At 41.4% G+C, this 24976-nt stretch carries 37 protein-coding genes; 36 read left to right on the top strand and 1 reads right to left on the bottom strand.

Translation table 11 applies throughout. The features are described 5' to 3' along the window. Positions 1-13 precede the first annotated feature (13 nt). The 31 genes from rplB (at position 14) to KUA57_RS03135 (ending at position 19285) form a co-directional block, all read left to right on the top strand. Complete coding sequence (rplB, locus tag KUA57_RS02985) at positions 14-847, top strand: 50S ribosomal protein L2 (protein WP_000512911.1); 834 nt, start codon at positions 14-16, stop codon at positions 845-847. A 103-nt stretch (positions 848-950) separates the two neighbouring features. Then, complete coding sequence (rpsS, locus tag KUA57_RS02990; protein WP_000533766.1) at positions 951-1232, top strand: 30S ribosomal protein S19; 282 nt, start codon at positions 951-953, stop codon at positions 1230-1232. An 11-nt stretch (positions 1233-1243) separates the two neighbouring features. Then, positions 1244-1588: a 50S ribosomal protein L22 gene (gene rplV, locus KUA57_RS02995; protein ID WP_000818137.1), complete on the top strand. Its 345-nt coding sequence runs from the start codon at positions 1244-1246 to the stop codon at positions 1586-1588. Positions 1589-1600: 12 nt separating this feature from the next. Beyond that, on the top strand, positions 1601-2254 hold the full coding sequence (rpsC, locus tag KUA57_RS03000; RefSeq protein ID WP_000529936.1) for a 30S ribosomal protein S3: 654 nt from the start codon (positions 1601-1603) through the stop codon (positions 2252-2254). 3 nt (positions 2255-2257) lie between these two features. Beyond that, positions 2258-2671 (top strand): 50S ribosomal protein L16, encoded by a 414-nt coding sequence (gene rplP, locus KUA57_RS03005; RefSeq protein ID WP_000960946.1) that lies wholly within the window; start codon positions 2258-2260, stop codon positions 2669-2671. Between the two features lie 9 nt (positions 2672-2680). After that, positions 2681-2887, top strand: a complete 207-nt coding sequence (gene rpmC / locus KUA57_RS03010; protein WP_000772918.1) for a 50S ribosomal protein L29 — start codon at positions 2681-2683, stop codon at positions 2885-2887. A 24-nt stretch (positions 2888-2911) separates the two neighbouring features. Beyond that, a complete protein-coding gene (gene rpsQ, locus KUA57_RS03015) occupies positions 2912-3172 on the top strand; it encodes a 30S ribosomal protein S17 (protein WP_000440801.1) in 261 nt (86 codons plus the stop codon). A 25-nt stretch (positions 3173-3197) separates the two neighbouring features. Further along, entirely contained in the window at positions 3198-3566 is a 369-nt protein-coding gene (rplN, locus tag KUA57_RS03020; protein ID WP_000616545.1) for a 50S ribosomal protein L14, read from the top strand. 78 nt (positions 3567-3644) lie between these two features. Beyond that, complete coding sequence (gene rplX, locus KUA57_RS03025) at positions 3645-3950, top strand: 50S ribosomal protein L24 (protein ID WP_000497691.1); 306 nt, start codon at positions 3645-3647, stop codon at positions 3948-3950. 23 nt (positions 3951-3973) lie between these two features. Beyond that, positions 3974-4516, top strand: a complete 543-nt coding sequence (rplE, locus tag KUA57_RS03030; RefSeq protein ID WP_000013542.1) for a 50S ribosomal protein L5 — start codon at positions 3974-3976, stop codon at positions 4514-4516. Positions 4517-4533: 17 nt separating this feature from the next. Further along, complete coding sequence (locus KUA57_RS03035; protein ID WP_001085697.1) at positions 4534-4719, top strand: type Z 30S ribosomal protein S14; 186 nt, start codon at positions 4534-4536, stop codon at positions 4717-4719. Positions 4720-4932: 213 nt separating this feature from the next. Continuing rightward, positions 4933-5331, top strand: a complete 399-nt coding sequence (rpsH, locus tag KUA57_RS03040; RefSeq protein ID WP_000245504.1) for a 30S ribosomal protein S8 — start codon at positions 4933-4935, stop codon at positions 5329-5331. 226 nt (positions 5332-5557) lie between these two features. Then, a complete protein-coding gene (gene rplF / locus KUA57_RS03045; protein WP_000086626.1) occupies positions 5558-6094 on the top strand; it encodes a 50S ribosomal protein L6 in 537 nt (178 codons plus the stop codon). Positions 6095-6177: 83 nt separating this feature from the next. Further along, the gene (gene rplR / locus KUA57_RS03050) at positions 6178-6534 is read left to right on the top strand and encodes a 50S ribosomal protein L18 (protein WP_000624044.1); all 357 of its coding nucleotides are present in this window, start codon (positions 6178-6180) and stop codon (positions 6532-6534) included. A 17-nt stretch (positions 6535-6551) separates the two neighbouring features. After that, entirely contained in the window at positions 6552-7046 is a 495-nt protein-coding gene (gene rpsE, locus KUA57_RS03055) for a 30S ribosomal protein S5 (RefSeq protein WP_000874202.1), read from the top strand. Positions 7047-7059: 13 nt separating this feature from the next. Continuing rightward, positions 7060-7242 (top strand): 50S ribosomal protein L30, encoded by a 183-nt coding sequence (gene rpmD / locus KUA57_RS03060; protein ID WP_000057241.1) that lies wholly within the window; start codon positions 7060-7062, stop codon positions 7240-7242. Positions 7243-7386: 144 nt separating this feature from the next. Beyond that, entirely contained in the window at positions 7387-7827 is a 441-nt protein-coding gene (gene rplO / locus KUA57_RS03065; protein ID WP_000766087.1) for a 50S ribosomal protein L15, read from the top strand. Positions 7828-7839: 12 nt separating this feature from the next. After that, positions 7840-9150: a preprotein translocase subunit SecY gene (secY, locus tag KUA57_RS03070; protein WP_000465403.1), complete on the top strand. Its 1311-nt coding sequence runs from the start codon at positions 7840-7842 to the stop codon at positions 9148-9150. Positions 9151-9299: 149 nt separating this feature from the next. Then, complete coding sequence (locus tag KUA57_RS03075; RefSeq protein ID WP_001050436.1) at positions 9300-9938, top strand: adenylate kinase; 639 nt, start codon at positions 9300-9302, stop codon at positions 9936-9938. Positions 9939-10054: 116 nt separating this feature from the next. Continuing rightward, entirely contained in the window at positions 10055-10273 is a 219-nt protein-coding gene (gene infA / locus KUA57_RS03080) for a translation initiation factor IF-1 (RefSeq protein WP_001029883.1), read from the top strand. Between the two features lie 24 nt (positions 10274-10297). Beyond that, positions 10298-10414 (top strand): 50S ribosomal protein L36, encoded by a 117-nt coding sequence (gene rpmJ / locus KUA57_RS03085; RefSeq protein WP_001808836.1) that lies wholly within the window; start codon positions 10298-10300, stop codon positions 10412-10414. A gap of 17 nt (positions 10415-10431) precedes the next feature. Beyond that, a complete protein-coding gene (rpsM, locus tag KUA57_RS03090; protein ID WP_000090781.1) occupies positions 10432-10797 on the top strand; it encodes a 30S ribosomal protein S13 in 366 nt (121 codons plus the stop codon). Positions 10798-10814: 17 nt separating this feature from the next. Then, on the top strand, positions 10815-11198 hold the full coding sequence (gene rpsK, locus KUA57_RS03095; protein WP_001118385.1) for a 30S ribosomal protein S11: 384 nt from the start codon (positions 10815-10817) through the stop codon (positions 11196-11198). Between the two features lie 42 nt (positions 11199-11240). Next, positions 11241-12176: a DNA-directed RNA polymerase subunit alpha gene (locus KUA57_RS03100; RefSeq protein WP_000568988.1), complete on the top strand. Its 936-nt coding sequence runs from the start codon at positions 11241-11243 to the stop codon at positions 12174-12176. Between the two features lie 11 nt (positions 12177-12187). Continuing rightward, positions 12188-12574 carry a 50S ribosomal protein L17 gene (gene rplQ, locus KUA57_RS03105; RefSeq protein ID WP_000331493.1) on the top strand — a complete coding sequence of 129 codons (387 nt, stop codon included), beginning with the start codon at positions 12188-12190 and terminating at the stop codon, positions 12572-12574. A gap of 264 nt (positions 12575-12838) precedes the next feature. After that, positions 12839-13105, top strand: a complete 267-nt coding sequence (locus KUA57_RS03110; RefSeq protein ID WP_125446735.1) for an ACT domain-containing protein — start codon at positions 12839-12841, stop codon at positions 13103-13105. 9 nt (positions 13106-13114) lie between these two features. Further along, positions 13115-14452 (top strand): PFL family protein, encoded by a 1338-nt coding sequence (locus tag KUA57_RS03115; RefSeq protein WP_125446737.1) that lies wholly within the window; start codon positions 13115-13117, stop codon positions 14450-14452. 244 nt (positions 14453-14696) lie between these two features. After that, positions 14697-15389 (top strand): histidine phosphatase family protein, encoded by a 693-nt coding sequence (locus tag KUA57_RS03120; RefSeq protein ID WP_125446739.1) that lies wholly within the window; start codon positions 14697-14699, stop codon positions 15387-15389. Positions 15390-15549: 160 nt separating this feature from the next. After that, the gene (leuS, locus tag KUA57_RS03125; protein WP_125446741.1) at positions 15550-18051 is read left to right on the top strand and encodes a leucine--tRNA ligase; all 2502 of its coding nucleotides are present in this window, start codon (positions 15550-15552) and stop codon (positions 18049-18051) included. 110 nt (positions 18052-18161) lie between these two features. Next, positions 18162-18857 (top strand): GNAT family N-acetyltransferase, encoded by a 696-nt coding sequence (locus tag KUA57_RS03130; protein ID WP_125446743.1) that lies wholly within the window; start codon positions 18162-18164, stop codon positions 18855-18857. Positions 18858-18868: 11 nt separating this feature from the next. Further along, positions 18869-19285 carry a GNAT family N-acetyltransferase gene (locus KUA57_RS03135; protein WP_125446745.1) on the top strand — a complete coding sequence of 139 codons (417 nt, stop codon included), beginning with the start codon at positions 18869-18871 and terminating at the stop codon, positions 19283-19285. A gap of 723 nt (positions 19286-20008) precedes the next feature. On the opposite strand, the gene KUA57_RS03140 is transcribed toward KUA57_RS03135, so the two are convergent. Beyond that, positions 20009-20089 carry a type I toxin-antitoxin system Fst family toxin gene (locus KUA57_RS03140; protein ID WP_084819591.1) on the bottom strand — a complete coding sequence of 27 codons (81 nt, stop codon included), beginning with the start codon at positions 20087-20089 and terminating at the stop codon, positions 20009-20011. A 133-nt stretch (positions 20090-20222) separates the two neighbouring features. Here KUA57_RS03140 and ruvB point away from each other — a divergent pair, with 133 nt between their 5' ends. The 5 genes from ruvB (at position 20223) to rseP (ending at position 24973) form a co-directional block, all read left to right on the top strand. Then, positions 20223-21221: a Holliday junction branch migration DNA helicase RuvB gene (gene ruvB, locus KUA57_RS03145; protein ID WP_125446747.1), complete on the top strand. Its 999-nt coding sequence runs from the start codon at positions 20223-20225 to the stop codon at positions 21219-21221. Beyond that, positions 21202-21774, top strand: a complete 573-nt coding sequence (locus tag KUA57_RS03150; RefSeq protein WP_061864705.1) for a nucleotidyltransferase family protein — start codon at positions 21202-21204, stop codon at positions 21772-21774. Before ruvB ends, KUA57_RS03150 begins: the two co-directional genes overlap by 20 nt. Positions 21775-22121: 347 nt before the next feature. After that, entirely contained in the window at positions 22122-22880 is a 759-nt protein-coding gene (gene uppS / locus KUA57_RS03155) for an undecaprenyl pyrophosphate synthase (protein ID WP_000466726.1), read from the top strand. A gap of 8 nt (positions 22881-22888) precedes the next feature. Further along, the gene (locus KUA57_RS03160; protein WP_004269763.1) at positions 22889-23692 is read left to right on the top strand and encodes a phosphatidate cytidylyltransferase; all 804 of its coding nucleotides are present in this window, start codon (positions 22889-22891) and stop codon (positions 23690-23692) included. Between the two features lie 21 nt (positions 23693-23713). Beyond that, the gene (gene rseP, locus KUA57_RS03165; protein WP_125446749.1) at positions 23714-24973 is read left to right on the top strand and encodes an RIP metalloprotease RseP; all 1260 of its coding nucleotides are present in this window, start codon (positions 23714-23716) and stop codon (positions 24971-24973) included. Positions 24974-24976: the final 3 nt, after the last annotated feature.

Genomic DNA, 24976 nt, shown 5'->3' on the forward strand with positions numbered 1-24976 from the left:
AGGAGGAAATATCGTGGGAATTCGTGTTTATAAACCAACAACAAACGGTCGCCGTAATATGACTTCTTTGGATTTCGCTGAAATCACAACAAGCACTCCTGAAAAATCATTGCTTGTTGCATTGAAGAGCAAGGCTGGTCGTAACAACAACGGTCGTATCACAGTTCGTCACCAAGGTGGTGGACACAAACGTTTCTACCGTTTGGTTGACTTCAAACGTAACAAAGACAACGTTGAAGCAGTTGTTAAAACAATCGAGTACGATCCAAACCGTTCTGCAAACATCGCTCTTGTACACTACACTGACGGTGTGAAAGCATACATCATCGCTCCAAAAGGTCTTGAAGTTGGTCAACGTATCGTTTCAGGTCCAGAAGCAGATATCAAAGTCGGAAACGCTCTTCCACTTGCTAATATCCCAGTTGGTACTTTGATCCACAACATCGAGTTGAAACCAGGTCGTGGTGGTGAATTGGTACGTGCTGCTGGTGCATCTGCTCAAGTATTGGGTTCTGAAGGTAAATACGTTCTTGTTCGTCTTCAATCAGGTGAAGTTCGTATGATTCTTGGAACTTGCCGTGCTACAGTTGGTGTTGTCGGAAACGAACAACATGGACTTGTAAACCTTGGTAAAGCAGGACGTAGCCGTTGGAAAGGTATCCGCCCAACAGTTCGTGGTTCTGTAATGAACCCTAACGATCACCCACACGGTGGTGGTGAAGGTAAAGCACCAGTTGGTCGTAAAGCACCATCTACTCCATGGGGCAAACCTGCTCTTGGTCTTAAAACTCGTAACAAGAAAGCGAAATCTGACAAACTTATCGTTCGTCGTCGCAACGAGAAATAATATTAAACTAGTCGCTTAAGCAACTAGTAAATCCGCCAGCTCGGTAGCGCTCCATAGGAGCGCAAGCCGTTGTGGTACAACATTTAAAGGAGAAAATATAAAAATGGGACGCAGTCTTAAAAAAGGACCTTTCGTCGATGAGCATTTGATGAAAAAAGTTGAAGCTCAAGCTAACGACGAAAAGAAAAAAGTTATTAAAACTTGGTCACGTCGTTCAACGATCTTCCCAAGTTTCATTGGTTACACTATTGCAGTTTATGACGGACGTAAACATGTACCTGTTTACATCCAAGAAGACATGGTAGGTCACAAACTTGGTGAATTTGCACCAACTCGTACTTACAAAGGTCACGCTGCAGACGACAAGAAAACACGTAGAAAATAAGGAGAACATAAATGGCAGAAATTACTTCAGCTAAAGCAATGGCTCGTACAGTACGTGTTTCACCTCGTAAATCACGTCTTGTTCTTGATAACATCCGTGGTAAAAGCGTAGCCGATGCAATCGCAATCTTGACATTCACTCCAAACAAAGCTGCTGAAATCATCTTGAAAGTTTTGAACTCAGCTGTAGCTAACGCTGAAAACAACTTTGGTTTGGATAAAGCTAACTTGGTAGTATCTGAAGCATTCGCAAACGAAGGACCAACTATGAAACGTTTCCGTCCACGTGCGAAAGGTTCAGCTTCACCAATCAACAAACGTACAGCTCACATCACTGTAGCTGTTGCAGAAAAATAAGGAGGTAAAATCGTGGGTCAAAAAGTACATCCAATTGGTATGCGTGTCGGCATCATCCGTGATTGGGATGCCAAATGGTATGCTGAAAAAGAATACGCGGATTACCTTCATGAAGATCTTGCAATCCGTAAATTCGTTCAAAAAGAACTTGCTGACGCAGCAGTTTCAACTATCGAAATCGAACGCGCAGTAAACAAAGTTAACGTTTCACTTCACACTGCTAAACCAGGTATGGTTATCGGTAAAGGTGGTGCTAACGTTGATGCACTCCGTGCAAAACTTAACAAATTGACTGGAAAACAAGTACACATCAACATCATCGAAATCAAACAACCTGATTTGGATGCTCACCTTGTAGGTGAAGGTATTGCTCGTCAATTGGAGCAACGTGTTGCTTTCCGTCGTGCACAAAAACAAGCAATCCAACGTGCAATGCGTGCTGGAGCTAAAGGAATCAAAACTCAAGTATCAGGTCGTTTGAACGGTGCAGATATCGCCCGTGCTGAAGGATACTCTGAAGGAACTGTTCCACTTCACACACTTCGTGCAGATATCGATTACGCTTGGGAAGAAGCAGATACTACATACGGTAAACTTGGTGTTAAAGTATGGATCTACCGTGGTGAAGTTCTTCCAGCTCGCAAAAACACTAAAGGAGGTAAATAACCAATGTTAGTACCTAAACGTGTTAAACACCGTCGTGAATTCCGTGGAAAAATGCGCGGTGAAGCAAAAGGTGGAAAAGAAGTAGCATTCGGTGAATACGGTCTTCAAGCTACAACTAGCCACTGGATCACTAACCGCCAAATCGAAGCTGCTCGTATCGCCATGACTCGTTACATGAAACGTGGTGGTAAAGTTTGGATTAAAATCTTCCCACACAAATCATACACTGCTAAAGCTATCGGTGTGCGTATGGGATCTGGTAAAGGGGCACCTGAAGGTTGGGTAGCACCAGTTAAACGTGGTAAAGTGATGTTCGAAATCGCTGGTGTATCTGAAGAGATCGCTCGCGAAGCGCTTCGTCTTGCTAGCCACAAATTGCCAGTTAAATGTAAATTCGTAAAACGTGAAGCAGAATAAGGAGAAGGCATGAAACTTAATGAAGTAAAAGAATTTGTTAAAGAACTTCGTGGTCTTTCTCAAGAAGAACTCGCGAAGCGCGAAAACGAATTGAAAAAAGAATTGTTTGAACTTCGTTTCCAAGCTGCTACTGGTCAATTGGAACAAACAGCTCGCTTGAAAGAAGTTAAAAAACAAATCGCTCGTATCAAAACAGTTCAATCTGAAGCGAAATAATAGACTAGGGAAGGAGAAATTTCAATGGAACGCAATAATCGTAAAGTTCTTGTTGGACGTGTTGTATCTGACAAAATGGACAAGACAATCACAGTTGTAGTTGAAACAAAACGTAACCACCCAGTCTATGGTAAACGTATTAACTACTCTAAAAAATACAAAGCTCATGATGAAAACAATGTTGCCAAAGAAGGCGATATCGTACGTATCATGGAAACTCGTCCGCTTTCAGCTACAAAACGTTTCCGTCTTGTAGAAGTTGTTGAAGAAGCGGTCATCATCTAATCAAACCTGAAAGGAGAAAACTGAAATGATTCAAACAGAAACTCGTTTGAAAGTCGCAGACAACAGCGGTGCTCGCGAAATCTTGACTATCAAAGTTCTTGGTGGTTCAGGACGTAAATTTGCAAACATCGGTGATGTTATCGTGGCATCTGTAAAACAAGCTACTCCTGGTGGTGCGGTTAAAAAAGGTGACGTTGTTAAAGCAGTTATCGTTCGTACTAAATCAGGTGCTCGTCGTGCTGATGGTTCATACATCAAATTTGACGAAAACGCAGCAGTTATCATCCGTGAAGATAAAACTCCTCGCGGAACACGTATCTTTGGTCCAGTTGCACGTGAATTGCGTGAAGGTGGCTTCATGAAGATCGTGTCACTTGCTCCAGAAGTACTTTAACTTTTAGAAACAAACTAGTCCCCTGGATTTACCTCCAGGGTGCCCTTATGGGCGTAAGAAAAATTAAGGAGAAACCTAATGTTTGTAAAAAAAGGCGACAAAGTTCGCGTAATCGCTGGTAAAGATAAGGGAACAGAAGCTGTTGTCCTTACTGCCCTTCCAAAAGTAAACAAAGTTATCGTTGAAGGTGTTAACATCGTTAAGAAACACCAACGTCCAACTAACGAGCTTCCTCAAGGTGGGATCATCGAAAAAGAAGCAGCTATCCACGTATCAAACGTTCAAGTTTTGGACAAAAATGGTGTAGCTGGTCGTGTTGGTTACAAATTTGTAGACGGTAAAAAAGTTCGCTACAACAAAAAATCAGGCGAAGTGCTTGATTAATCACGAAGGAAAGGAGAAGTATAATGGCAAATCGTTTAAAAGAAAAATATCTTAATGAAGTAGTTCCTGCTTTGACAGAACAATTCAACTACTCATCAGTGATGGCTGTGCCAAAAGTAGATAAGATCGTTTTGAACATGGGTGTTGGTGAAGCTGTATCAAACGCTAAAAGCCTTGAAAAAGCTGCTGAAGAATTGGCACTTATCTCAGGTCAAAAACCACTTATCACTAAAGCTAAAAAATCAATCGCCGGCTTCCGTCTTCGTGAAGGTGTTGCGATCGGTGCAAAAGTTACCCTTCGTGGTGAACGTATGTACGAATTCTTGGATAAATTGGTTTCAGTTTCACTTCCACGTGTACGTGACTTCCACGGTGTTCCAACAAAATCATTTGATGGACGCGGAAACTACACACTTGGTGTGAAAGAACAATTGATCTTCCCAGAAATCAACTTCGATGACGTTGACAAAACTCGTGGTCTTGACATCGTTATCGTAACAACTGCTAATACTGACGAAGAGTCACGTGCATTGCTTACAGGCCTTGGAATGCCTTTTGCAAAATAATATAGGAGGTAAATCTAATGGCTAAAAAATCAATGATTGCTAAGAACAAACGTCCAGCGAAGTTCTCTACTCAAGCTTATACTCGTTGTGAAAAATGTGGTCGTCCACATTCAGTTTACCGCAAATTTAAACTTTGCCGTGTTTGCTTCCGTGAATTAGCTTACAAAGGACAAATTCCTGGTGTAACAAAAGCATCTTGGTAATATCATGATGCAAAGAGCGTAACAACCACAGCAAAAATAGGAAATTTGGTGTAGGAGCGATGCTCCAAAACAAATTTATCTTTTTTGCCCAGGTTGTAGCTCGTGTTCAAATAAGAGTTTTCTCATTTGAATGTATCAATACTATCTGAGCCTAGCTCAATCATTAACTAGCAAGTGCAACTTGCAAACTACTAGTAAGAGGAGAAAAACAAAATGGTTATGACTGACCCAATCGCAGACTTCCTAACTCGTATTCGTAACGCTAACCAAGCAAAACACGAAGTACTTGAAGTACCTGCATCAAATATCAAAAAAGGGATTGCTGAAATCCTTAAACGCGAAGGTTTTGTAAAAAACGTTGAAATCATCGAAGATGACAAACAAGGCATCATCCGTGTATTCCTTAAATACGGACCAAACGGTGAAAAAGTTATCACTAACTTGAAACGTGTTTCTAAACCAGGACTTCGTGTCTACAAAAAACGTGAAGACCTTCCAAAAGTTCTTAACGGACTTGGAATTGCTATCCTTTCAACTTCTGAAGGTTTGCTTACTGATAAAGAAGCACGCCAAAAGAATGTTGGTGGTGAGGTTATCGCTTACGTTTGGTAATTGATGATGTGAGAGCGTTAAAAGAATGCAGTGAAAATAGGAAGTTTGCAGCAGGAGCGATGCTCCAAGACAAACTTATCTTTTTCACCAAATTCTTAGCTCGAACTCAAATCAAGATACAAAGCTCGTTAGAGCGTGTTCAGTTCAGCTCTTGAACTAAATAAGTATCTGAACCCCGTGAAAACTGGCCGTTCTGGCCTGACAATCTAACAGGAGAATTAAAAACATGTCACGTATTGGTAATAAAGTTATCGTGTTGCCTGCTGGTGTAGAAATCACTAATAATGACAACGTTGTAACTGTAAAAGGACCTAAAGGAGAACTTACTCGTGAGTTCTCAAAAGATATTGAAATCCGTGTGGAAGGTACTGAAGTAACTCTTCACCGTCCAAACGATTCAAAAGAAATGAAAACTATCCACGGAACTACTCGTGCCCTTTTGAACAACATGGTTGTTGGTGTATCAGAAGGATTCAAGAAAGAACTTGAAATGCGCGGGGTTGGTTACCGTGCACAACTTCAAGGATCTAAACTTGTTTTGGCTGTTGGTAAATCTCATCCAGACGAAGTTGAAGCTCCAGAAGGAATTACTTTTGAGCTTCCAAACCCAACAACAATCGTTGTTAGCGGAATTTCAAAAGAAGTAGTTGGTCAAACAGCTGCTTACGTACGTAGCCTTCGTTCACCAGAGCCATATAAAGGTAAAGGTATCCGTTACGTTGGTGAATTCGTTCGCCGTAAAGAAGGTAAAACAGGTAAATAATGTTGAGTGGTTGATTCTCAACCACCAACCTATTTTCCAACTTTGTGCATAGCACACGATTTAAAACTAAAGAGGTGAAAACTGTGATTTCAAAACCAGATAAAAACAAACTCCGCCAAAAACGCCACCGTCGCGTTCGCGGAAAACTCTCTGGAACTGCTGATCGCCCACGTTTGAACGTATTCCGTTCTAATACAGGCATCTACGCTCAAGTGATTGATGACGTAGCGGGTGTAACGCTCGCAAGTGCTTCAACTCTTGACAAAGAAGTTTCAAAAGGAACTAAAACTGAACAAGCCGTTGCTGTCGGTAAACTCGTTGCAGAACGTGCAAACGCTAAAGGTATTTCAGAAGTGGTGTTCGACCGCGGTGGATATCTATATCACGGACGTGTGAAAGCTTTGGCTGATGCAGCTCGTGAAAACGGATTGAAATTCTAATAGGAGGACACTAGAAAATGGCATTTAAAGACAATGCAGTTGAATTAGAAGAACGCGTAGTTGCTGTCAACCGTGTTACAAAAGTTGTTAAAGGTGGACGTCGTCTTCGTTTCGCAGCTCTTGTTGTTGTTGGTGACCACAATGGTCGCGTAGGATTTGGTACTGGTAAAGCTCAAGAAGTTCCAGAAGCAATCCGTAAAGCAGTAGATGATGCTAAGAAAAACTTGATCGAAGTTCCTATGGTTGGAACAACAATCCCCCACGAAGTTCTTTCAGAATTCGGTGGAGCTAAAGTATTGTTGAAACCTGCTGTAGAAGGTTCTGGAGTTGCCGCTGGAGGTGCAGTTCGTGCCGTTGTGGAATTGGCAGGTGTGGCAGATATTACATCTAAATCACTTGGTTCTAACACTCCAATCAACATTGTTCGTGCAACTGTTGAAGGTTTGAAACAATTGAAACGCGCTGAAGAAGTTGCTGCCCTTCGTGGTATTTCAGTTTCTGATTTGGCATAAGAAAGGGGATAAAATGGCTCAAATTAAAATTACTTTGACTAAGTCTCCAATCGGACGCATTCCATCACAACGTAAAACTGTTGTAGCACTTGGACTTGGCAAATTGAACAGCTCTGTTATTAAAGAAGATAACGCTGCTATCCGTGGTATGATCACTGCAGTATCTCACTTGGTAACAGTTGAAGAAGTAAACTAATGAATTTTTAGGGGATGTGCACTATACCATCCCCTAAAACTAGATATAGTCATCTATAATGACGTCGTATAGGCGAGTTGATGGGGGAGACAACCTTTTCTCCCTTATCGGCGCTAGCATTTTACAAAAGAGGAGAAAATAAAAATGAAACTTCATGAATTGAAACCTGCAGAAGGTTCTCGTAAAGTACGTAACCGCGTTGGTCGTGGTACTTCATCAGGTAACGGTAAAACATCTGGTCGTGGTCAAAAAGGTCAAAAAGCTCGTAGCGGTGGCGGAGTTCGCCTTGGTTTTGAAGGTGGACAAACTCCATTGTTCCGTCGTCTTCCAAAACGTGGATTCACTAACATCAACGCTAAAGAATACGCAATTGTGAACCTTGACCAATTGAACGTCTTTGAAGATGGTGCTGAAGTTACTCCAGTTGTTCTTATCGAAGCAGGAATTGTTAAAGCTGAAAAATCAGGTATTAAAATTCTTGGTAACGGTGAGTTGACTAAGAAATTGACTGTGAAAGCAGCTAAATTCTCTAAATCAGCTGAAGAAGCTATCACTGCTAAAGGTGGTTCAGTAGAAGTCATCTAAGAGAGGTGACCTATGTTTTTTAAATTATTAAGAGAAGCTCTTAAAGTCAAGCAAGTTCGATCAAAAATTTTATTTACAATTTTTATCGTTTTGGTCTTTCGTATCGGAACTAGCATTACAGTTCCTGGTGTGAATGCCAATAGCTTGAATGCTTTAAGTGGATTATCCTTCTTAAACATGTTGAGCTTGGTCTCAGGGAATGCCATGAAAAACTTCTCAGTTTTTGCTCTTGGTGTTAGTCCCTACATTACGGCCTCTATCGTAGTCCAACTCTTGCAAATGGATATTTTACCTAAATTTGTAGAGTGGGGTAAACAAGGGGAAGTAGGTCGAAGAAAATTAAATCAAGCTACTCGTTATATTGCTCTTGTTCTAGCCTTTGTGCAATCTATCGGGATTACAGCTGGTTTTAATACTTTGGCTGGAGCTCAATTGTTGAAAACAGCTCTTACACCACAAGTCTTTATCATGATTGGTATCATCTTAACAGCTGGTAGCATGATTGTGACGTGGTTGGGAGAGCAAATTACAGATAAGGGATACGGAAATGGTGTTTCTATGATTATCTTTGCCGGGATTGTTGCCTCAATTCCAGAGATGATTCAGGGCATCTATGTGGACTACTTTGTGAACGTCCCAAGTAGCCGTATCAACTCATCTATCATTTTCGTAATCATTTTGATTATTACTGTATTGCTGATCATTTATTTTACAACTTATGTTCAACAAGCAGAATACAAAATTCCAATCCAATATACTAAGGTTGCACAAGGTGCTCCATCTAGCTCTTACCTTCCTTTGAAGGTAAACCCTGCTGGAGTTATCCCTGTTATCTTTGCAAGTTCGATTACTGCAGCGCCTGCGGCTATTCTTCAGTTTTTGAGCGCTACAGGTCATGATTGGGCTTGGGTGAGAACAGCACAAGAAATGCTGGCAACAACTTCACCAACTGGTATTGCTATGTATGCTTTATTGATTATTCTCTTTACATTCTTCTATACGTTTGTACAGATTAATCCTGAAAAAGCAGCAGAAAACCTACAAAAGAGCGGTGCATATATCCACGGAGTTCGTCCTGGTAAAGGTACAGAAGAATATATGTCTAAACTTCTTCGTCGTCTTGCAACTGTTGGTTCTCTCTTCCTTGGTGTGATTTCTATTTTACCGATTGTAGCAAAAGATGTTTTCGGACTTTCAGAAGCAGTTGCTTTTGGAGGAACCAGTCTTTTGATCATTATCTCTACAGGTATTGAAGGAATCAAACAATTGGAAGGTTACCTATTGAAACGTAAGTATGTTGGTTTCATGGACAGAACAGAATAAAAGTATTTACTGAGTCAGTAAATGCTGAGGGAGTGGAGGTTTAACTCTAACATTAGTGAGAGTTTGGTCTCCCCTCTTCTATTTTGTTTTTAAATAGGGGTGAAAAGACTTTTTGCTTCTATTTAAAAATAAAATAAGGAGATCAAATCATGAATCTTTTGATTATGGGCTTACCTGGTGCAGGTAAGGGAACTCAAGCAGCAAAAATCGTAGAACAATTCCATGTTGCACATATCTCAACAGGTGATATGTTCCGGGCTGCTATGGCAAATCAAACTGAAATGGGTGTTCTTGCTAAGTCATACATTGACAAGGGTGAATTGGTTCCTGACGAAGTTACAAATGGAATCGTAAAAGAACGTCTTTCACAAGATGATATTAAAGAAACAGGATTCTTGTTGGATGGTTATCCACGTACAATCGAGCAAGCTCATGCCTTGGACAAAACATTGGCTGAACTTGGCATTGAACTAGAAGGTGTCATCAACATTGAAGTGAATCCAGATAGCCTCTTGGAACGTTTGAGCGGCCGTATCATCCACCGAGTAACTGGAGAAACTTTCCACAAGGTCTTTAACCCACCAGTTGACTATAAAGAAGAAGATTACTACCAACGTGAAGATGATAAGCCTGAGACAGTAAAACGTCGTTTGGATGTAAATATTGCTCAAGGAGAACCGATCATTGCTCACTACCGTGCCAAAGGTTTGGTTCATGACATCGAAGGTAATCAAGATATCAATGATGTCTTCTCAGATATCGAAAAAGTATTGACAAATTTGAAATAAAGCGTTTTTCATACTTGCAAAAATCCGCTACAAATGTTATACTGAGATAGTCTGACTTATAATTGTTGTCTCTGTGTCTAGAGGCATCGAATCGAAATTTATGGAGGTGCTTTTGCGTGGCAAAAGACGATGTGATTGAAGTTGAAGGCAAAGTAGTTGATACAATGCCGAATGCAATGTTTACGGTTGAACTTGAAAATGGACATCAGATTTTAGCAACAGTTTCTGGTAAAATTCGTAAAAACTATATTCGTATTTTAGCGGGAGATCGTGTTACTGTCGAAATGAGTCCATATGACTTGACACGTGGACGTATCACTTACCGCTTTAAATAATCGAAAAACTTGGAGGGATAAGAAATGAAAGTAAGACCATCGGTCAAACCAATTTGCGAATACTGTAAAGTTATTCGTCGTAATGGTCGTGTTATGGTAATTTGCCCAGCAAATCCAAAACACAAACAACGTCAAGGATAAGATAGAAAGGAGAAAACATGGCTCGTATTGCTGGAGTTGACATTCCAAATGACAAACGCGTAGTAATCTCATTGACTTATGTTTATGGTATCGGACTTGCAACATCTAAGAAAATTTTGGCAGCTGCTGGAATCTCAGAAGATGTTCGTGTACGTGATCTTACATCAGATCAAGAAGATGCTATCCGTCGTGAAGTGGATGCAATCAAAGTTGAAGGTGACCTTCGTCGTGAAGTAAACTTGAACATCAAACGTTTGATGGAAATCGGTTCATACCGTGGTATCCGTCACCGTCGTGGACTTCCTGTCCGTGGACAAAACACTAAAAACAACGCTCGCACTCGTAAAGGTAAAGCTGTTGCGATTGCTGGTAAGAAAAAATAATATAGGAGGTAAAAGTCTTGGCTAAACCAACACGTAAACGTCGTGTGAAAAAGAATATCGAATCTGGTATTGCTCATATTCACGCTACATTTAATAACACTATTGTTATGATTACTGATGTGCATGGTAATGCAATTGCTTGGTCATCAGCTGGTGCTCTTGGTTTCAAAGGTTCTCGTAAATCTACACCATTCGCTGCTCAAATGGCTTCTGAAGCTGCTGCTAAATCTGCACAAGAACACGGTCTTAAATCAGTTGAAGTTACTGTAAAAGGTCCAGGTTCTGGTCGTGAGTCAGCTATTCGTGCGCTTGCTGCCGCTGGTCTTGAAGTAACAGCAATTCGTGATGTGACTCCAGTGCCACACAATGGTGCTCGTCCTCCAAAACGTCGCCGTGTATAATCATCGCATTACACTGCTTTTCGTTTAAGAGGGAGTAACTAAATGATCGAGTTTGAAAAACCAAATATAACAAAAATTGATGAAAATAAAGATTATGGCAAGTTTGTAATCGAACCACTTGAACGTGGCTACGGTACAACTCTTGGTAACTCTCTTCGTCGTGTACTTCTAGCTTCTCTACCAGGAGCAGCTGTGACATCTATCAACATTGATGGTGTGTTACATGAGTTTGACACAGTTCCAGGTGTTCGTGAAGACGTGATGCAAATCATTCTGAACATTAAAGGAATTGCAGTGAAATCGTACGTTGAAGACGAAAAAATCATCGAACTAGATGTTGAAGGTCCTGCTGAAGTAACAGCTGGTGACATTTTGACAGATAGCGATATTGAAATTGTAAATCCAGATCATTATCTCTTTACAATCGGTGAAGGTTCTTCTCTAAAAGCGACTATGACTGTTAACAGTGGTCGTGGATATGTACCTGCTGATGAAAATAAAAAGGATAATGCACCAGTTGGAACACTTGCTGTAGATTCTATTTATACACCAGTTACAAAAGTCAACTATCAAGTGGAACCTGCTCGTGTAGGTAGCAATGATGGATTTGACAAATTAACCCTTGAAATCTTAACAAATGGAACAATTATTCCAGAAGATGCTTTAGGGCTTTCAGCACGTATTTTGACAGAACATCTTGATTTGTTTACAAATCTTACTGAGATTGCTAAGTCAACTGAAGTGATGAAAGAAGCTGATACTGAATCTGACGACCGTATTTTGGATCGTACGATTGAGGAACTGGACTTGTCTGTGCGTTCATACAACTGTTTGAAACGTGCCGGTATCAATACTGTGCATGATTTGACAGAAAAATCTGAAGCAGAGATGATGAAAGTACGAAATCTTGGACGCAAGAGTTTGGAAGAAGTGAAACTTAAACTCATTGATTTGGGTCTTGGATTAAAAGATAAATAAAGGAGGAATACATGGCTTACCGTAAACTAGGACGCACTAGCTCACAACGTAAAGCAATGCTTCGCGATTTGACAACTGACCTTTTGATCAACGAATCAATCGTGACAACTGAAGCTCGTGCTAAAGAAATCCGTAAAACTGTTGAAAAAATGATTACTCTAGGTAAACGTGGTGATTTGCATGCACGTCGTCAAGCAGCTGCTTTCGTACGTAATGAAATCGCATCTGAAAACTATGATGAAGCAACTGATAAGTACACTTCTACTACAGCACTTCAAAAATTGTTCTCAGAAATCGCACCTCGTTATGCTGAACGTAACGGTGGATACACTCGTATCCTTAAAACTGAACCACGTCGTGGTGATGCAGCGCCAATGGCGATCATCGAATTAGTATAAAATCATCAATTTTGTTGAGTGTTATGATGATGGAGTCTTGTGCTCTTAGTCTAGCTCTGGTCTACCGCTAGGATTTCGATCCTAGCGGGAACACTCATCATAAGTTGAGATAGTAGACGCTTGTTTACGAAATTGTTTTTTCTTAAGAACAACTTCGTAAGCAGGCGTTTTTGAGTATTTTAGTTAGAATTATGCTATACTATTTGAAAAGAATCCTGTTTAATGTTCAGGTTTCCTAATTAAAAGAAGAATTGGAGTTTGCTTATGAAAGCGATTATAACTGTTGTTGGTAAAGATAAATCTGGAATTGTTGCAGGTGTTTCTGGTAAAATTGCAGAATTGGGTTTGAATATTGATGATATCTCTCAAACTGTTTTGGATGAATTTTTTACGATGATGGCTGTCGTCTCTAGTGATGAAAAACAAGATTTCACTTATCTTCGTAATGAATTTGAAGCTTTTGGGCAAACTTTGAATGTAAAAATCAATATTCAGAGTGCAGCGATTTTCGAAGCTATGTATAATATCTAGGAGGTGCACATGGATATTAGACAAGTTACTGAAACCATTGCCATGATTGAGGAGCAAAACTTCGATATCAGAACTATTACCATGGGGATTTCCCTATTAGACTGTATTGATCCAGATATCAATCGTGCTGCGGAGAAAATTTATCAAAAGATTACGAGCAAGGCAGCTAATTTAGTGGCTGTTGGCGATGAAATTGCAGCTGAGTTGGGAATTCCTATCGTTAATAAGCGTGTATCGGTGACTCCTATTTCTCTGATTGGAGCAGCGACAGATGCGACAGACTATGTGGTTCTGGCAAAAGCTCTTGATAAGGCTGCGAAAGAGATTGGTGTGGACTTTATCGGTGGCTTCTCTGCCTTGGTACAAAAGGGTTATCAAAAGGGAGATGTGATTCTCATCAATTCTATTCCTCGCGCTTTGGCTGAAACGGACAAGGTCTGCTCGTCAATCAATATCGGCTCAACCAAGTCTGGTATTAATATGACGGCTGTGGCAGATATGGGACGTGTTATCAAGGAAACGGCTAATCTATCAGATATGGGAGCGGCCAAGTTGGTTGTATTCGCTAATGCTGTTGAGGACAATCCATTTATGGCGGGTGCCTTCCATGGTGTTGGGGAGGCAGATGTTATCATCAACGTCGGAGTTTCTGGTCCTGGTGTGGTAAAACGTGCCTTGGAAAAAGTTCGTGGACAGAGCTTTGATGTAGTAGCCGAAACAGTTAAGAAAACTGCCTTTAAAATCACTCGTATCGGTCAATTGGTTGGTCAAATGGCCAGTGAGAGACTAGGTGTGGAGTTTGGTATTGTGGACTTGAGTTTGGCGCCAACTCCTGCGGTTGGAGATTCTGTCGCACGTGTCCTTGAGGAAATGGGGTTAGAGACAGTTGGCACGCATGGAACGACGGCTGCCTTGGCTCTCTTGAATGACCAAGTTAAGAAGGGCGGAGTGATGGCCTGCAACCAAGTCGGTGGTTTGTCTGGTGCCTTTATCCCTGTTTCAGAGGATGAAGGAATGATTGCTGCAGTGCAAAATGGTTCTCTTAATTTAGAAAAACTAGAGGCCATGACGGCTATCTGTTCCGTTGGTTTGGATATGATTGCCATTCCGGAGGATACACCTGCTGAAACCATTGCGGCTATGATTGCGGATGAGGCTGCAATTGGTGTCATTAACATGAAAACAACAGCTGTACGTATTATTCCAAAAGGAAAAGAAGGCGATATGATTGAATTTGGTGGCCTATTAGGTACGGCTCCAGTAATGAAAGTCAATGGGGCTTCGTCTGTCGACTTCATCTCTCGTGGAGGACAAATCCCAGCACCGATTCATAGTTTTAAAAATTAAGAAAATAGGAGAAATTTTAAGTTCTATTTAAGGTTGGATGTGTATACTATAATCATTAAATAAAGACCTCCTAATATTATTTGAAACAGATAACACTGATTTAGTTTGAATTTGATTTTCATCTAATATCTTTATTTAATAGAACTCCTAAACTTTTTCATAATAATCTCCTGCAAAAGTCACCTGTCTGGGTGGCTTTTGTTTTATCATCCATGATATAATAGAAGCAAACGGAGGACGGAAAATGGTAAAAGTACGATTGTATTTGGTACGTCATGGCAAGACCATGTTTAACACGATTGGTCGCGCTCAAGGTTGGAGCGATACTCCCTTAACAGCTGAAGGTGAGCGAGGGATTCAAGAATTAGGAATCGGTTTGCGAGAATCTGGTCTACAGTTTGAGCGCGCTTATTCCAGTGATTCTGGTCGCACCATTCAGACAATGGGAATCATTCTTGACGAGCTTGGCTTGCAGGGGAAAATCCCTTATCGCATGGACAAGCGTATCAGAGAATGGTGTTTTGGTAGCTTTGATGGAGCCTACGATGGCGATCTTTTCATGGGCATTATTCCTCGTATCTTTAATGTGGACCACGTTCACCGATTGTCTTATGCCGAACTGGCTGAGGGCTTGGTAGAGGTCGATACAGCTGGTTGGGCTGAGGGCTGGGAAAAACTCAGTGGCCGAATCAAGGAAGGTTTTGAAGCGATTGCCAAAGAAATGGAAGAACAAGGCGGCGGCAATGCCCTTGTCGTGAGCCACGGAATGACCATTGGAACCATTGTTTATCTGATTAATGGTATGCATCCGCATGGTCTAGATAATGGTAGCGTGACGATCCTTGAATATGAGGACGGCCAGTTTAGCGTAGAAGTTGTCGGCGACCGTAGTTACCGAGAACTAGGACGGGAGAAGATGGAGGAAAAAAATAGTTAATAGAAGTTAGCTCCAAGTGTGAGCTAATTTTTTATTCTGCTAAATAAGCTGGATTTGCGATTCAGTCTTTCTTGCCATCCAATCCCAAAAGAACATTTCTCGTCTTTCAAATTCCCTCAAAAATGGTATAATAGTAACATCACAAAATTGGAGAGAGACCATGAGTTTTTACAATCATAAAGAAATTGAGCCTAAGTGGCAGGGCTACTGGGCAGAACATCATACATTTAAGACAGGAACAGATGCTTCAAAACCGAAGTTTTATGCTCTTGATATGTTCCCTTATCCGTCTGGAGCTGGTCTGCACGTAGGACATCCAGAAGGTTATACCGCAACGGATATCCTCAGCCGTTACAAACGTGCGCAAGGCTACAATGTCCTTCACCCAATGGGTTGGGATGCTTTTGGTTTGCCTGCAGAGCAATACGCTATGGATACAGGTAATGACCCAGCAGAGTTTACAGCGGAAAATATTGCCAACTTCAAACGCCAAATTAATGCGCTTGGATTCTCTTACGACTGGGATCGTGAAGTCAATACAACAGATCCAAACTACTACAAGTGGACTCAATGGATTTTTACTAAGCTTTATGAAAAAGGCTTGGCCTATGAAGCTGAAGTACCAGTAAACTGGGTTGAGGAATTGGGAACTGCCATCGCCAACGAAGAGGTCCTTCCTGATGGAACTTCTGAGCGTGGAGGCTATCCAGTTGTCCGCAAACCAATGCGCCAATGGATGCTCAAAATCACGGCCTATGCAGAGCGCTTGCTCAATGACTTAGATGAACTAGATTGGCCGGAGTCTATCAAGGATATGCAACGCAACTGGATTGGGAAATCAACTGGTGCCAATGTAACTTTTAAAGTTAAGGGAACAGACAAGGAATTCACAGTCTTTACTACTCGTCCTGATACCCTTTTCGGCGCGACTTTCACTGTCTTGGCTCCTGAGCATGACTTGGTTGATTCAATCACAAGTTCAGAGCAAGCAGAGGCAGTAGCAGACTACAAACATCAAGCCAGCCTTAAATCAGACTTGGCTCGTACCGACCTTGCCAAAGAAAAAACTGGTGTTTGGACAGGTGCATATGCTATCAACCCTGTCAATGGCAAGGAAATCCCAATCTGGATTGCGGACTATGTTCTTGCTAGTTACGGAACAGGTGCCGTTATGGCTGTGCCTGCCCACGACCAACGTGACTGGGAATTTGCTAAACAATTTGACCTTCCAATTGTAGAAGTGCTTGAAGGTGGAAATGTAGCAGAAGCTGCCTACACAGAGGATGGTCTTCATGTCAATTCAGACTTCCTAGATGGATTGAACAAAGAAGAAGCGATTGCTAAGATTGTGGCTTGGTTGGAAGAAAAAGGCTGTGGTCAGGAGAAAGTTACCTACCGTCTCCGCGACTGGCTCTTTAGCCGTCAACGTTACTGGGGTGAGCCAATTCCTATCATTCATTGGGAAGATGGAACTTCAACAGCTGTCCCTGAAAGTGAATTGCCACTTGTCTTGCCAGTAACCAAGGACATTCGCCCTTCAGGTACTGGTGAAAGTCCACTAGCTAACTTGACAGATTGGCTTGAAGTGACTCGTGAAGATGGCGTCAAAGGTCGTCGTGAAACAAATACTATGCCACAGTGGGCTGGTTCAAGCTGGTACTACCTCCGCTATATTGACCCGCACAATACTGAGAAATTGGCCGATGAGGATCTTCTCAAACAATGGTTGCCAGTAGATATCTACGTGGGTGGTGCAGAGCATGCCGTTCTTCACTTGCTTTATGCTCGTTTCTGGCATAAATTCCTCTATGACCTCGGTGTTGTTCCGACTAAAGAACCATTCCAAAAACTCTTTAACCAAGGAATGATCTTGGGAACCAGCTACCGTGACCATCGTGGGGCTCTTGTGGCGACTGACAAGGTTGAAAAACGTGATGGTTCCTTCTTCCATGTGGAAACAGGCGAAGAGTTGGAGCAAGCGCCAGCCAAGATGTCTAAATCCCTCAAGAACGTGGTTAACCCAGACGATGTGGTGGAACAATACGGTGCCGATACCCTTCGTGTTTATGAAATGTTTATGGGACCACTTGATGCTTCGATCGCTTGGTCAGAAGAAGGTCTGGAAGGAAGCCGTAAGTTCCTCGACCGTGTTTACCGTTTGATTACAAGTAAGGAAATTGTTGCGGAAAACAATGGCGCTCTTGACAAGGTATACAACGAAACGGTCAAAGCTGTCACAGAACAAATTGAATCATTGAAATTCAATACAGCCATTGCTCAACTTATGGTCTTTGTCAACGCGGCTAACAAGGAAGAAAAACTTTATGTAGACTATGCCAAAGGCTTTATCCAATTGATTGCACCATTTGCACCTCACTTGGCAGAAGAACTCTGGCAAACTGTTGCAGCAACAGGTGAGTCAATCTCTTACGTGGCTTGGCCAACATGGGACGAAAGCAAATTAGTTGAAGACGAAATCGAAATCGTTGTCCAAATCAAAGGAAAAGTTCGTGCCAAACTCATGGTCGCTAAAGACCTATCACGGGAAGAATTACAAGAAATTGCTCTCGCTGACGAAAAAGTCAAAGCAGAAATTGACGGTAAGGAAATCGTGAAAGTAATTGCGGTACCGAATAAATTGGTTAATATTGTTGTGAAATAAGATAGGAATCCTTCAGAGTAGAATCTGGAGGATTTTTTGAATCTTCTTATAAAAGTATGATATACTATGGGCAACTATAAAGTTTGAAAAGCGAAACAAGGAGAAGAAAAATGCCAGTAAACGAATATGGTCAGATGATTGGGGAGTCAATGGAAGGTTATACTCCAGGTGAATTGCCTTCTATTGATTTCTTAGAAGGGCGTTATGCTCGAATAGAAGCTCTTTCAGTGGAAAAGCATGCGGAGGATTTGCTAGCTGTTTATGGTCCTGATACGCCTCGGGAGATGTGGACCTACCTCTTTCAGGAGCCAGTAGCAGGCATGGAGGAACTGGTCAGCCTTTTAAATCAGATGTTGACTCGTAAGGACCGTTTTTACTATGCAATCATAGACAAGGCAACTGGTAAGGCTTTGGGAACATTTTCTCTCATGCGCATTGACCAGAATAACCGAGTAATAGAAGTGGGAGCAGTCACTTTTTCTCCAGAGCTCAGGGGAACACGTACAGGGACAGAGGCTCAGTATCTCCTAGCTCGCTATGTTTTTGAGGAGCTGAACTATCGTCGCTACGAGTGGAAATGCGATTCTCTAAATCTCCCATCAAGACGAGCTGCGGAGCGTTTAGGATTTATTTATGAAGGAACCTTCCGTCAGGCAGTGGTTTATAAGGGGCGTACGAGGGATACGGATTGGTTGTCCATGATTGATAAGGGCTGGCCCAAAGTCAAATCTCGTTTGGAAACATGGTTGCGTCCTGAAAATTTTGATAAAAATGGACAGCAGTACAAGAGCTTGAGAGAGCTTTAATAGGTGTTGAGATGATTACTATTAAAAAGCAAGAAATTGTCAAGCTAGAGGATGTTTTGCATTTCTATCAGGCTGTCGGTTGGACAAATTATACCCATCAACCAGAGATGCTGGAGCAGGCCTTATCTCATTCATTAGCGATTTATGTGGCGCTTGATGATGATACTGTGGTGGGGTTGATTCGTTTGGTTGGAGATGGATTCTCATCAGTATTGGTTCAGGATTTAATCGTTTTACCTATCTATCAGCGTCAAGGGATTGGTAGTGCCCTAATGAAAGAGGCTTTAGAGGATTACAAAGATGCCTATCAAGTCCAGCTGGTGACAGACCAGACAGAAAGAACCTTGGGATTCTATCGTTCTATGGGCTTTGAAATCTTATCCACCTATAATTGTATAGGGATGACTTGGGTGAATCGTAAAAATTAACAAAACTTGTTTTTTCTTAAGCAAAGTTTAAGGCTGGTCTAGTATCATATAGTCATTAAATAAAGACCTCCTAACTTTATTTAATGAAATCCTAAAACTTTTCTCATCATAATCTCCTAATGAAGTCACCCAATCAGGTGGCTTTTTTCGTAGGTAGGTGATGGTGATAGAAATTTTTTGCAAAATAGTAAAATATGAGAAAAGTTAAGCTAGTTTTAAGCTTTGTCTTGTAACATATAGTTATTAAATAAAGACCTCCTAACTTTATTTAATAAAATCCTAAACTTTTCTTTTTCATAATAATCTCCCTTAACTCCACCCAATCAGGTGGAGTTTTTTGGCTCTATTTCAGGATTTTGGGGACTATTCTAAAAATCATTTTCCGATATTTTTCGGATTTTGGTCGGGGAATTGGCGGGGACTTTTTTTAGCGAATATGACTAATAAATAGGTCTGTTGTCGCTTCAGCTACTTCAACCTTACTTTGAATTTAAGTGACTGTTAATTGAAGGACTAGAACTACTGTAATAATGCTCTTGGTTTTCAAGGAGTGAGTCATCATATTGTTGTACAGCGGTTAAAGCTTGAAAAGCCACGAATATAAACCTTTGAAAAATTTTGTGAACTATGGGATAATAAAAAGGAATTGAGTACTAGTTCTATATCATAGGCTAGAAAAGGCCCCAAGCTCACGACCAAATAAGCTAGGGGTCTTTTTTGACACTATTTATCCTTGTTTAGCCATTTATCGACTAAGCGAAGAACGACACCGACCACAATTGGTCCGATGATAGTTTTGAGTATGGGCTATCTCACCTCCTTTCGTAGGCGGTGTAGCAGTGCCGTAGAATGTTATACCACATAGGTGCTAAACTCTGGAGTCACCCAATCAGGTGGCTTTTTTGTTTGTGGCTTGGTTTTTTGATATAATAGAGCCATGAGTAGAATTTTAGATAATGAGATAATGGGGGACGAGGAGTTAGTAGAACGCACGCTCCGTCCTCAGTATTTACGTGAATATATTGGGCAGGATAAGGTCAAGGACCAGCTTCAAATCTTTATAGAAGCTGCCAAAATGCGGGATGAAGCGCTGGATCATGTGCTTTTATTTGGCCCTCCAGGCTTGGGAAAAACGACCATGGCTTTTGTTATTGCCAACGAACTAGGTGTCAATCTCAAGCAGACTTCGGGTCCAGTCATTGAAAAAGCCGGTGATTTGGTAGCGATTTTGAATGACTTAGAGCCTGGGGATGTTCTCTTTATTGATGAGATTCATCGTTTGCCAATGTCAGTGGAAGAGGTGCTTTATAGTGCCATGGAGGACTTCTACATTGATATCATGATTGGGGCTGGTGAAGGCAGTCGCAGTGTTCATTTGGAGTTGCCACCTTTCACTTTGATTGGTGCGACGACTCGGGCTGGTATGCTCTCAAATCCGCTACGGGCACGTTTTGGAATTACAGGTCACATGGAGTATTATGCCCATGCTGACTTGACGGAAATTGTTGAGCGGACGGCAGATATTTTTGAGATGGAAATCACTCATGAGGCAGCATCTGAATTAGCCCTACGTAGTCGTGGAACCCCTCGTATTGCCAATCGTCTCCTCAAACGCGTGCGCGATTTTGCCCAGATTATGGGGAATGGGGTTATCGATGATCTTATTACTGATAAGGCTTTGACTATGCTGGATGTTGACCATGAAGGTCTGGACTATGTGGACCAGAAAATCCTTCGCACCATGATTGAGATGTACGGTGGTGGTCCTGTTGGTCTAGGAACTATTTCTGTTAACATAGCAGAAGAGCGTGAGACAGTTGAAGACATGTATGAGCCCTACTTGATTCAAAAAGGTTTTATCATGCGGACACGTTCTGGACGGGTGGCGACTGCTAAGGCATATGAGCATTTAGGGTATGAATATATTGAAAAATAAGGCTGAAATTTTAGACTCTTTCAGAGAAAATCCGGATATGATGGCTATTTTGACTATCATCCGAAACCTTGGTCTGAAAGATTCTTGGTTGGCAGCAGGTTCTGTCAGAAATTTTATCTGGAATCTCTTGTCAGAGAGACCAGCATTTGATCTTGAAACAGATGTAGATGTGATTTTCTTTGATCCGGATATTTCTTATGAGGAAACCCTGTCCCTAGAGAAAAAACTGCGAGAGGACTTTCCTCAGTACCAGTGGGAATTGAAAAATCAGGTCTATATGCACCAGCACAGCCCTCATACTGCTCCCTATAGCAGCTCTTGTGATGCTATGAGTAAGTATCCAGAACGGTGTACGGCAGTTGGACTGCGCTTGAATGAAGAATTAGATTTTGAACTCTATGCACCTTATGGTTTGGAGGATATTTTGAATTTTCAAGTTCGTCCAACTCCTCATTTTTTAGAGAATGAAGACCGAATGGAACTTTATCGAACACGTCTATCCAAGAAAAATTGGCAGGAGAAATGGAAAAATTTGATTTTTAAAAATACTTAAGGAAACTTTAAGCTAGGAAGTGTATACTAAGTTCATAAGTTAAGAAGACCTTAACTTAAACTCCTAAAACTTTTTCATAATAATCTCCCTATAAAAAAATAGAGTCGCCCAATCAGGCGGCTTATTTTTTTGAAAAATGGGCTTTGTGTCTGAGAATAATACTCAATGAAAATCAAAGTGCAAACTAGGAAGCTAGCCGCAGGCTGCTCAAAACACTGTTTTGAGGTTGCAGATAGAGCTGATGTGGTTTGAATTTGATTTTCGAAGAGTATAAATAGCTTAGTGATAGAAGAAAATAGGGAAATATGGTATAATGAAACGATAGATTTTTGAATAGGAATAAGATCATGTTTGGATTTTTTAAGAAAGATAAGGCTGTGGAAGTAGAGGTTCCGACACAGGTTCCTGCTCATATCGGCATCATCATGGATGGCAATGGCCGTTGGGCTAAAAAACGTATGCAACCGCGAGTTTTTGGACATAAGGCGGGCATGGAAGCATTGCAAACTGTGACCAAGGCAGCCAACAAACTAGGCGTTAAGGTTATTACGGTCTATGCTTTTTCTACAGAAAACTGGACCCGTCCAGATCAGGAAGTCAAGTTTATCATGAACTTGCCAGTAGAGTTTTATGATAATTATGTCCCAGAATTGCATGCGAATAATGTTAAGATTCAAATGATTGGGGAGACAGAACGCCTGCCTAAGCAAACTTTTGAAGCTCTGACCAAGGCTGAGGAATTAACTAAGAACAACACAGGATTAATTCTTAATTTTGCCCTCAACTATGGTGGACGTGCTGAGATTACACAGGCTCTTAAGTTGATTTCTCAGGATGTGTTAGATGCCAAAATCAACCCAGGTGACATCACAGAGGAATTGATTGGCAACTATCTCTTCACCCAGCATTTGCCTAAGGAGTTACGAGACCCAGACTTGATTATTCGGACTAGTGGAGAATTGCGTTTGAGTAATTTCCTTCCATGGCAGGGAGCCTATAGTGAGCTCTATTTTACGGACACCTTGTGGCCTGATTTTGACGAGGCGGCCTTGCAGGAAGCCATTCTTGCCTACAATCGTCGTCATCGCCGATTTGGAGGAGTTTAGGAGGAAATATGACACAGGATTTACAGAAAAGAACCTTGTTTGCAGGGATTGCCCTGGCTATTTTCCTACCAATTTTAATGATTGGTGGACTCTTGCTTCAGATAGCAATTGGAATCATAGCCATGCTAGCCATGCATGAACTTTTGAAGATGAGAGGTCTAGAGACCATGACGATAGAGGGTCTCTTAACCCTCTTTGCAACCTTTGCCTTGACCATTCCCTTGGAGAATTATCTGACTTTTTTGCCAGTTGATGGGAATGTGGTTGCCTATAGTGTTTTGATTTCAATCATGTTAGGAACGACTGTTTTTAGCAAGTCCTATACGATTGAGGACGCTGTTTTTCCTCTTGCTATGAGTTTCTATGTAGGCTTTGGATTTAATGCTTTACTAGATGCTCGCGTTGCAGGTTTAGATAAGGCTCTCTTGGCCTTGTGTATCGTCTGGGCTACCGACAGTGGTGCCTATCTTGCTGGGATGAACTTTGGGAAACGGAAACTGGCTCCAACGGTTTCTCCAAATAAAACCTTTGAGGGTGCCTTGGGTGGCATTTTAGGTGCTATTTTAGTAACCATCATCTTTATGATGTTTGACAATACAGTTGCTCTTCCGTATGGAATTTACAAGATGTCAGTCTTTGCTATTTTCTTTAGCATTGCTGGACAATTTGGTGATTTACTAGAAAGTTCGATCAAGCGTCACTTTGGTGTCAAGGATTCTGGGAAATTTATCCCTGGACATGGTGGTGTTTTGGATCGTTTTGATAGTATGTTGCTTGTATTTCCAATCATGCACTTATTTGGACTCTTTTAATCAAAAGACGGAGGAAATACTATGCTCGGAATTTTAACCTTTATTCTGGTTTTTGGGATTATTGTAGTGGTGCACGAGTTCGGACACTTCTACTTTGCCAAGAAATCAGGGATTCTAGTGCGTGAATTTGCCATTGGCATGGGACCCAAGATCTTTGCTCATATTGGCAAGGACGGGACGGCCTATACCATTCGAATCTTGCCTCTGGGTGGCTATGTCCGTATGGCCGGTTGGGGTGATGATACAACTGAAATTAAGACAGGAACTCCTGTCAGTTTGACGCTTACTGATGATGGTAAGGTTAAACGCATCAATCTCTCAGGTAAAAAATTGGATCAAACAGCTCTTCCTATGCAGGTGACCCAATTTGACTTTGAAGACAAGCTCTTTATCAAAGGACTGGTTCTGGAAGAAGAAAAAACATTTGCAGTGGATCACGATGCAACGGTTGTGGAAGCAGATGGAACTGAGGTTCGAATTGCACCTTTAGATGTTCAATATCAAAATGCGACTATCTGGGGGAAACTCATTACTAATTTTGCAGGCCCTATGAACAACTTTATCTTAGGGGTTGTTGTTTTCTGGATTTTAATCTTCATGCAGGGTGGTGTCAGAGATGTCGATACCAACCAGTTCCATATTATGCCCCAAGGGGCCTTGGCTAAGGTGGGAGTACCAGAAACGGCACAAATTACCAAAATTGGCTCACATGAGGTTAGCAACTGGGAAAGTTTGATTCAGGCTGTGGAATCAGAAACCAAAGATAAGACGGCCCCGACCTTGGATGTGACTATTTCTGAAAATGGTAGTGACAAACAAGTCACTGTTAGTCCGGAAGAAAGTCAAGGCCGTTACCTTCTAGGTGTTCAACCGGGGATTAAGTCAGATTTTGTATCTATGTTTGTAGGTGGTTTTACAACTGCTGCTGACTCGGCCCTCCGAATTCTCTCAGAACTGAAAAATCTGATTTTCCAACCGGATTTGAACAAGCTAGGTGGACCTGTTGCCATCTTTAAGGCAAGTAGTGATGCTGCTAAAAATGGAATTGAGAATGTCTTGTACTTCTTGGCAATAATTTCCATCAATATTGGGATTTTTAATCTTATTCCGATTCCAGCCCTGGATGGTGGTAAGATTGTGCTCAATATCCTGGAAGCCATTCGCCGTAAACCATTAAAACAAGAAATTGAAACCTATGTCACCTTGGCCGGAGTGGTCATCATGGTTGTCTTGATGATTGCTGTGACTTGGAATGACATCATGCGACTCTTTTTTAGATAATCG

The organism is Streptococcus vulneris, from assembly GCF_019218685.1.
Classification (GTDB): Bacteria; Bacillota; Bacilli; order Lactobacillales; family Streptococcaceae; genus Streptococcus; species Streptococcus vulneris.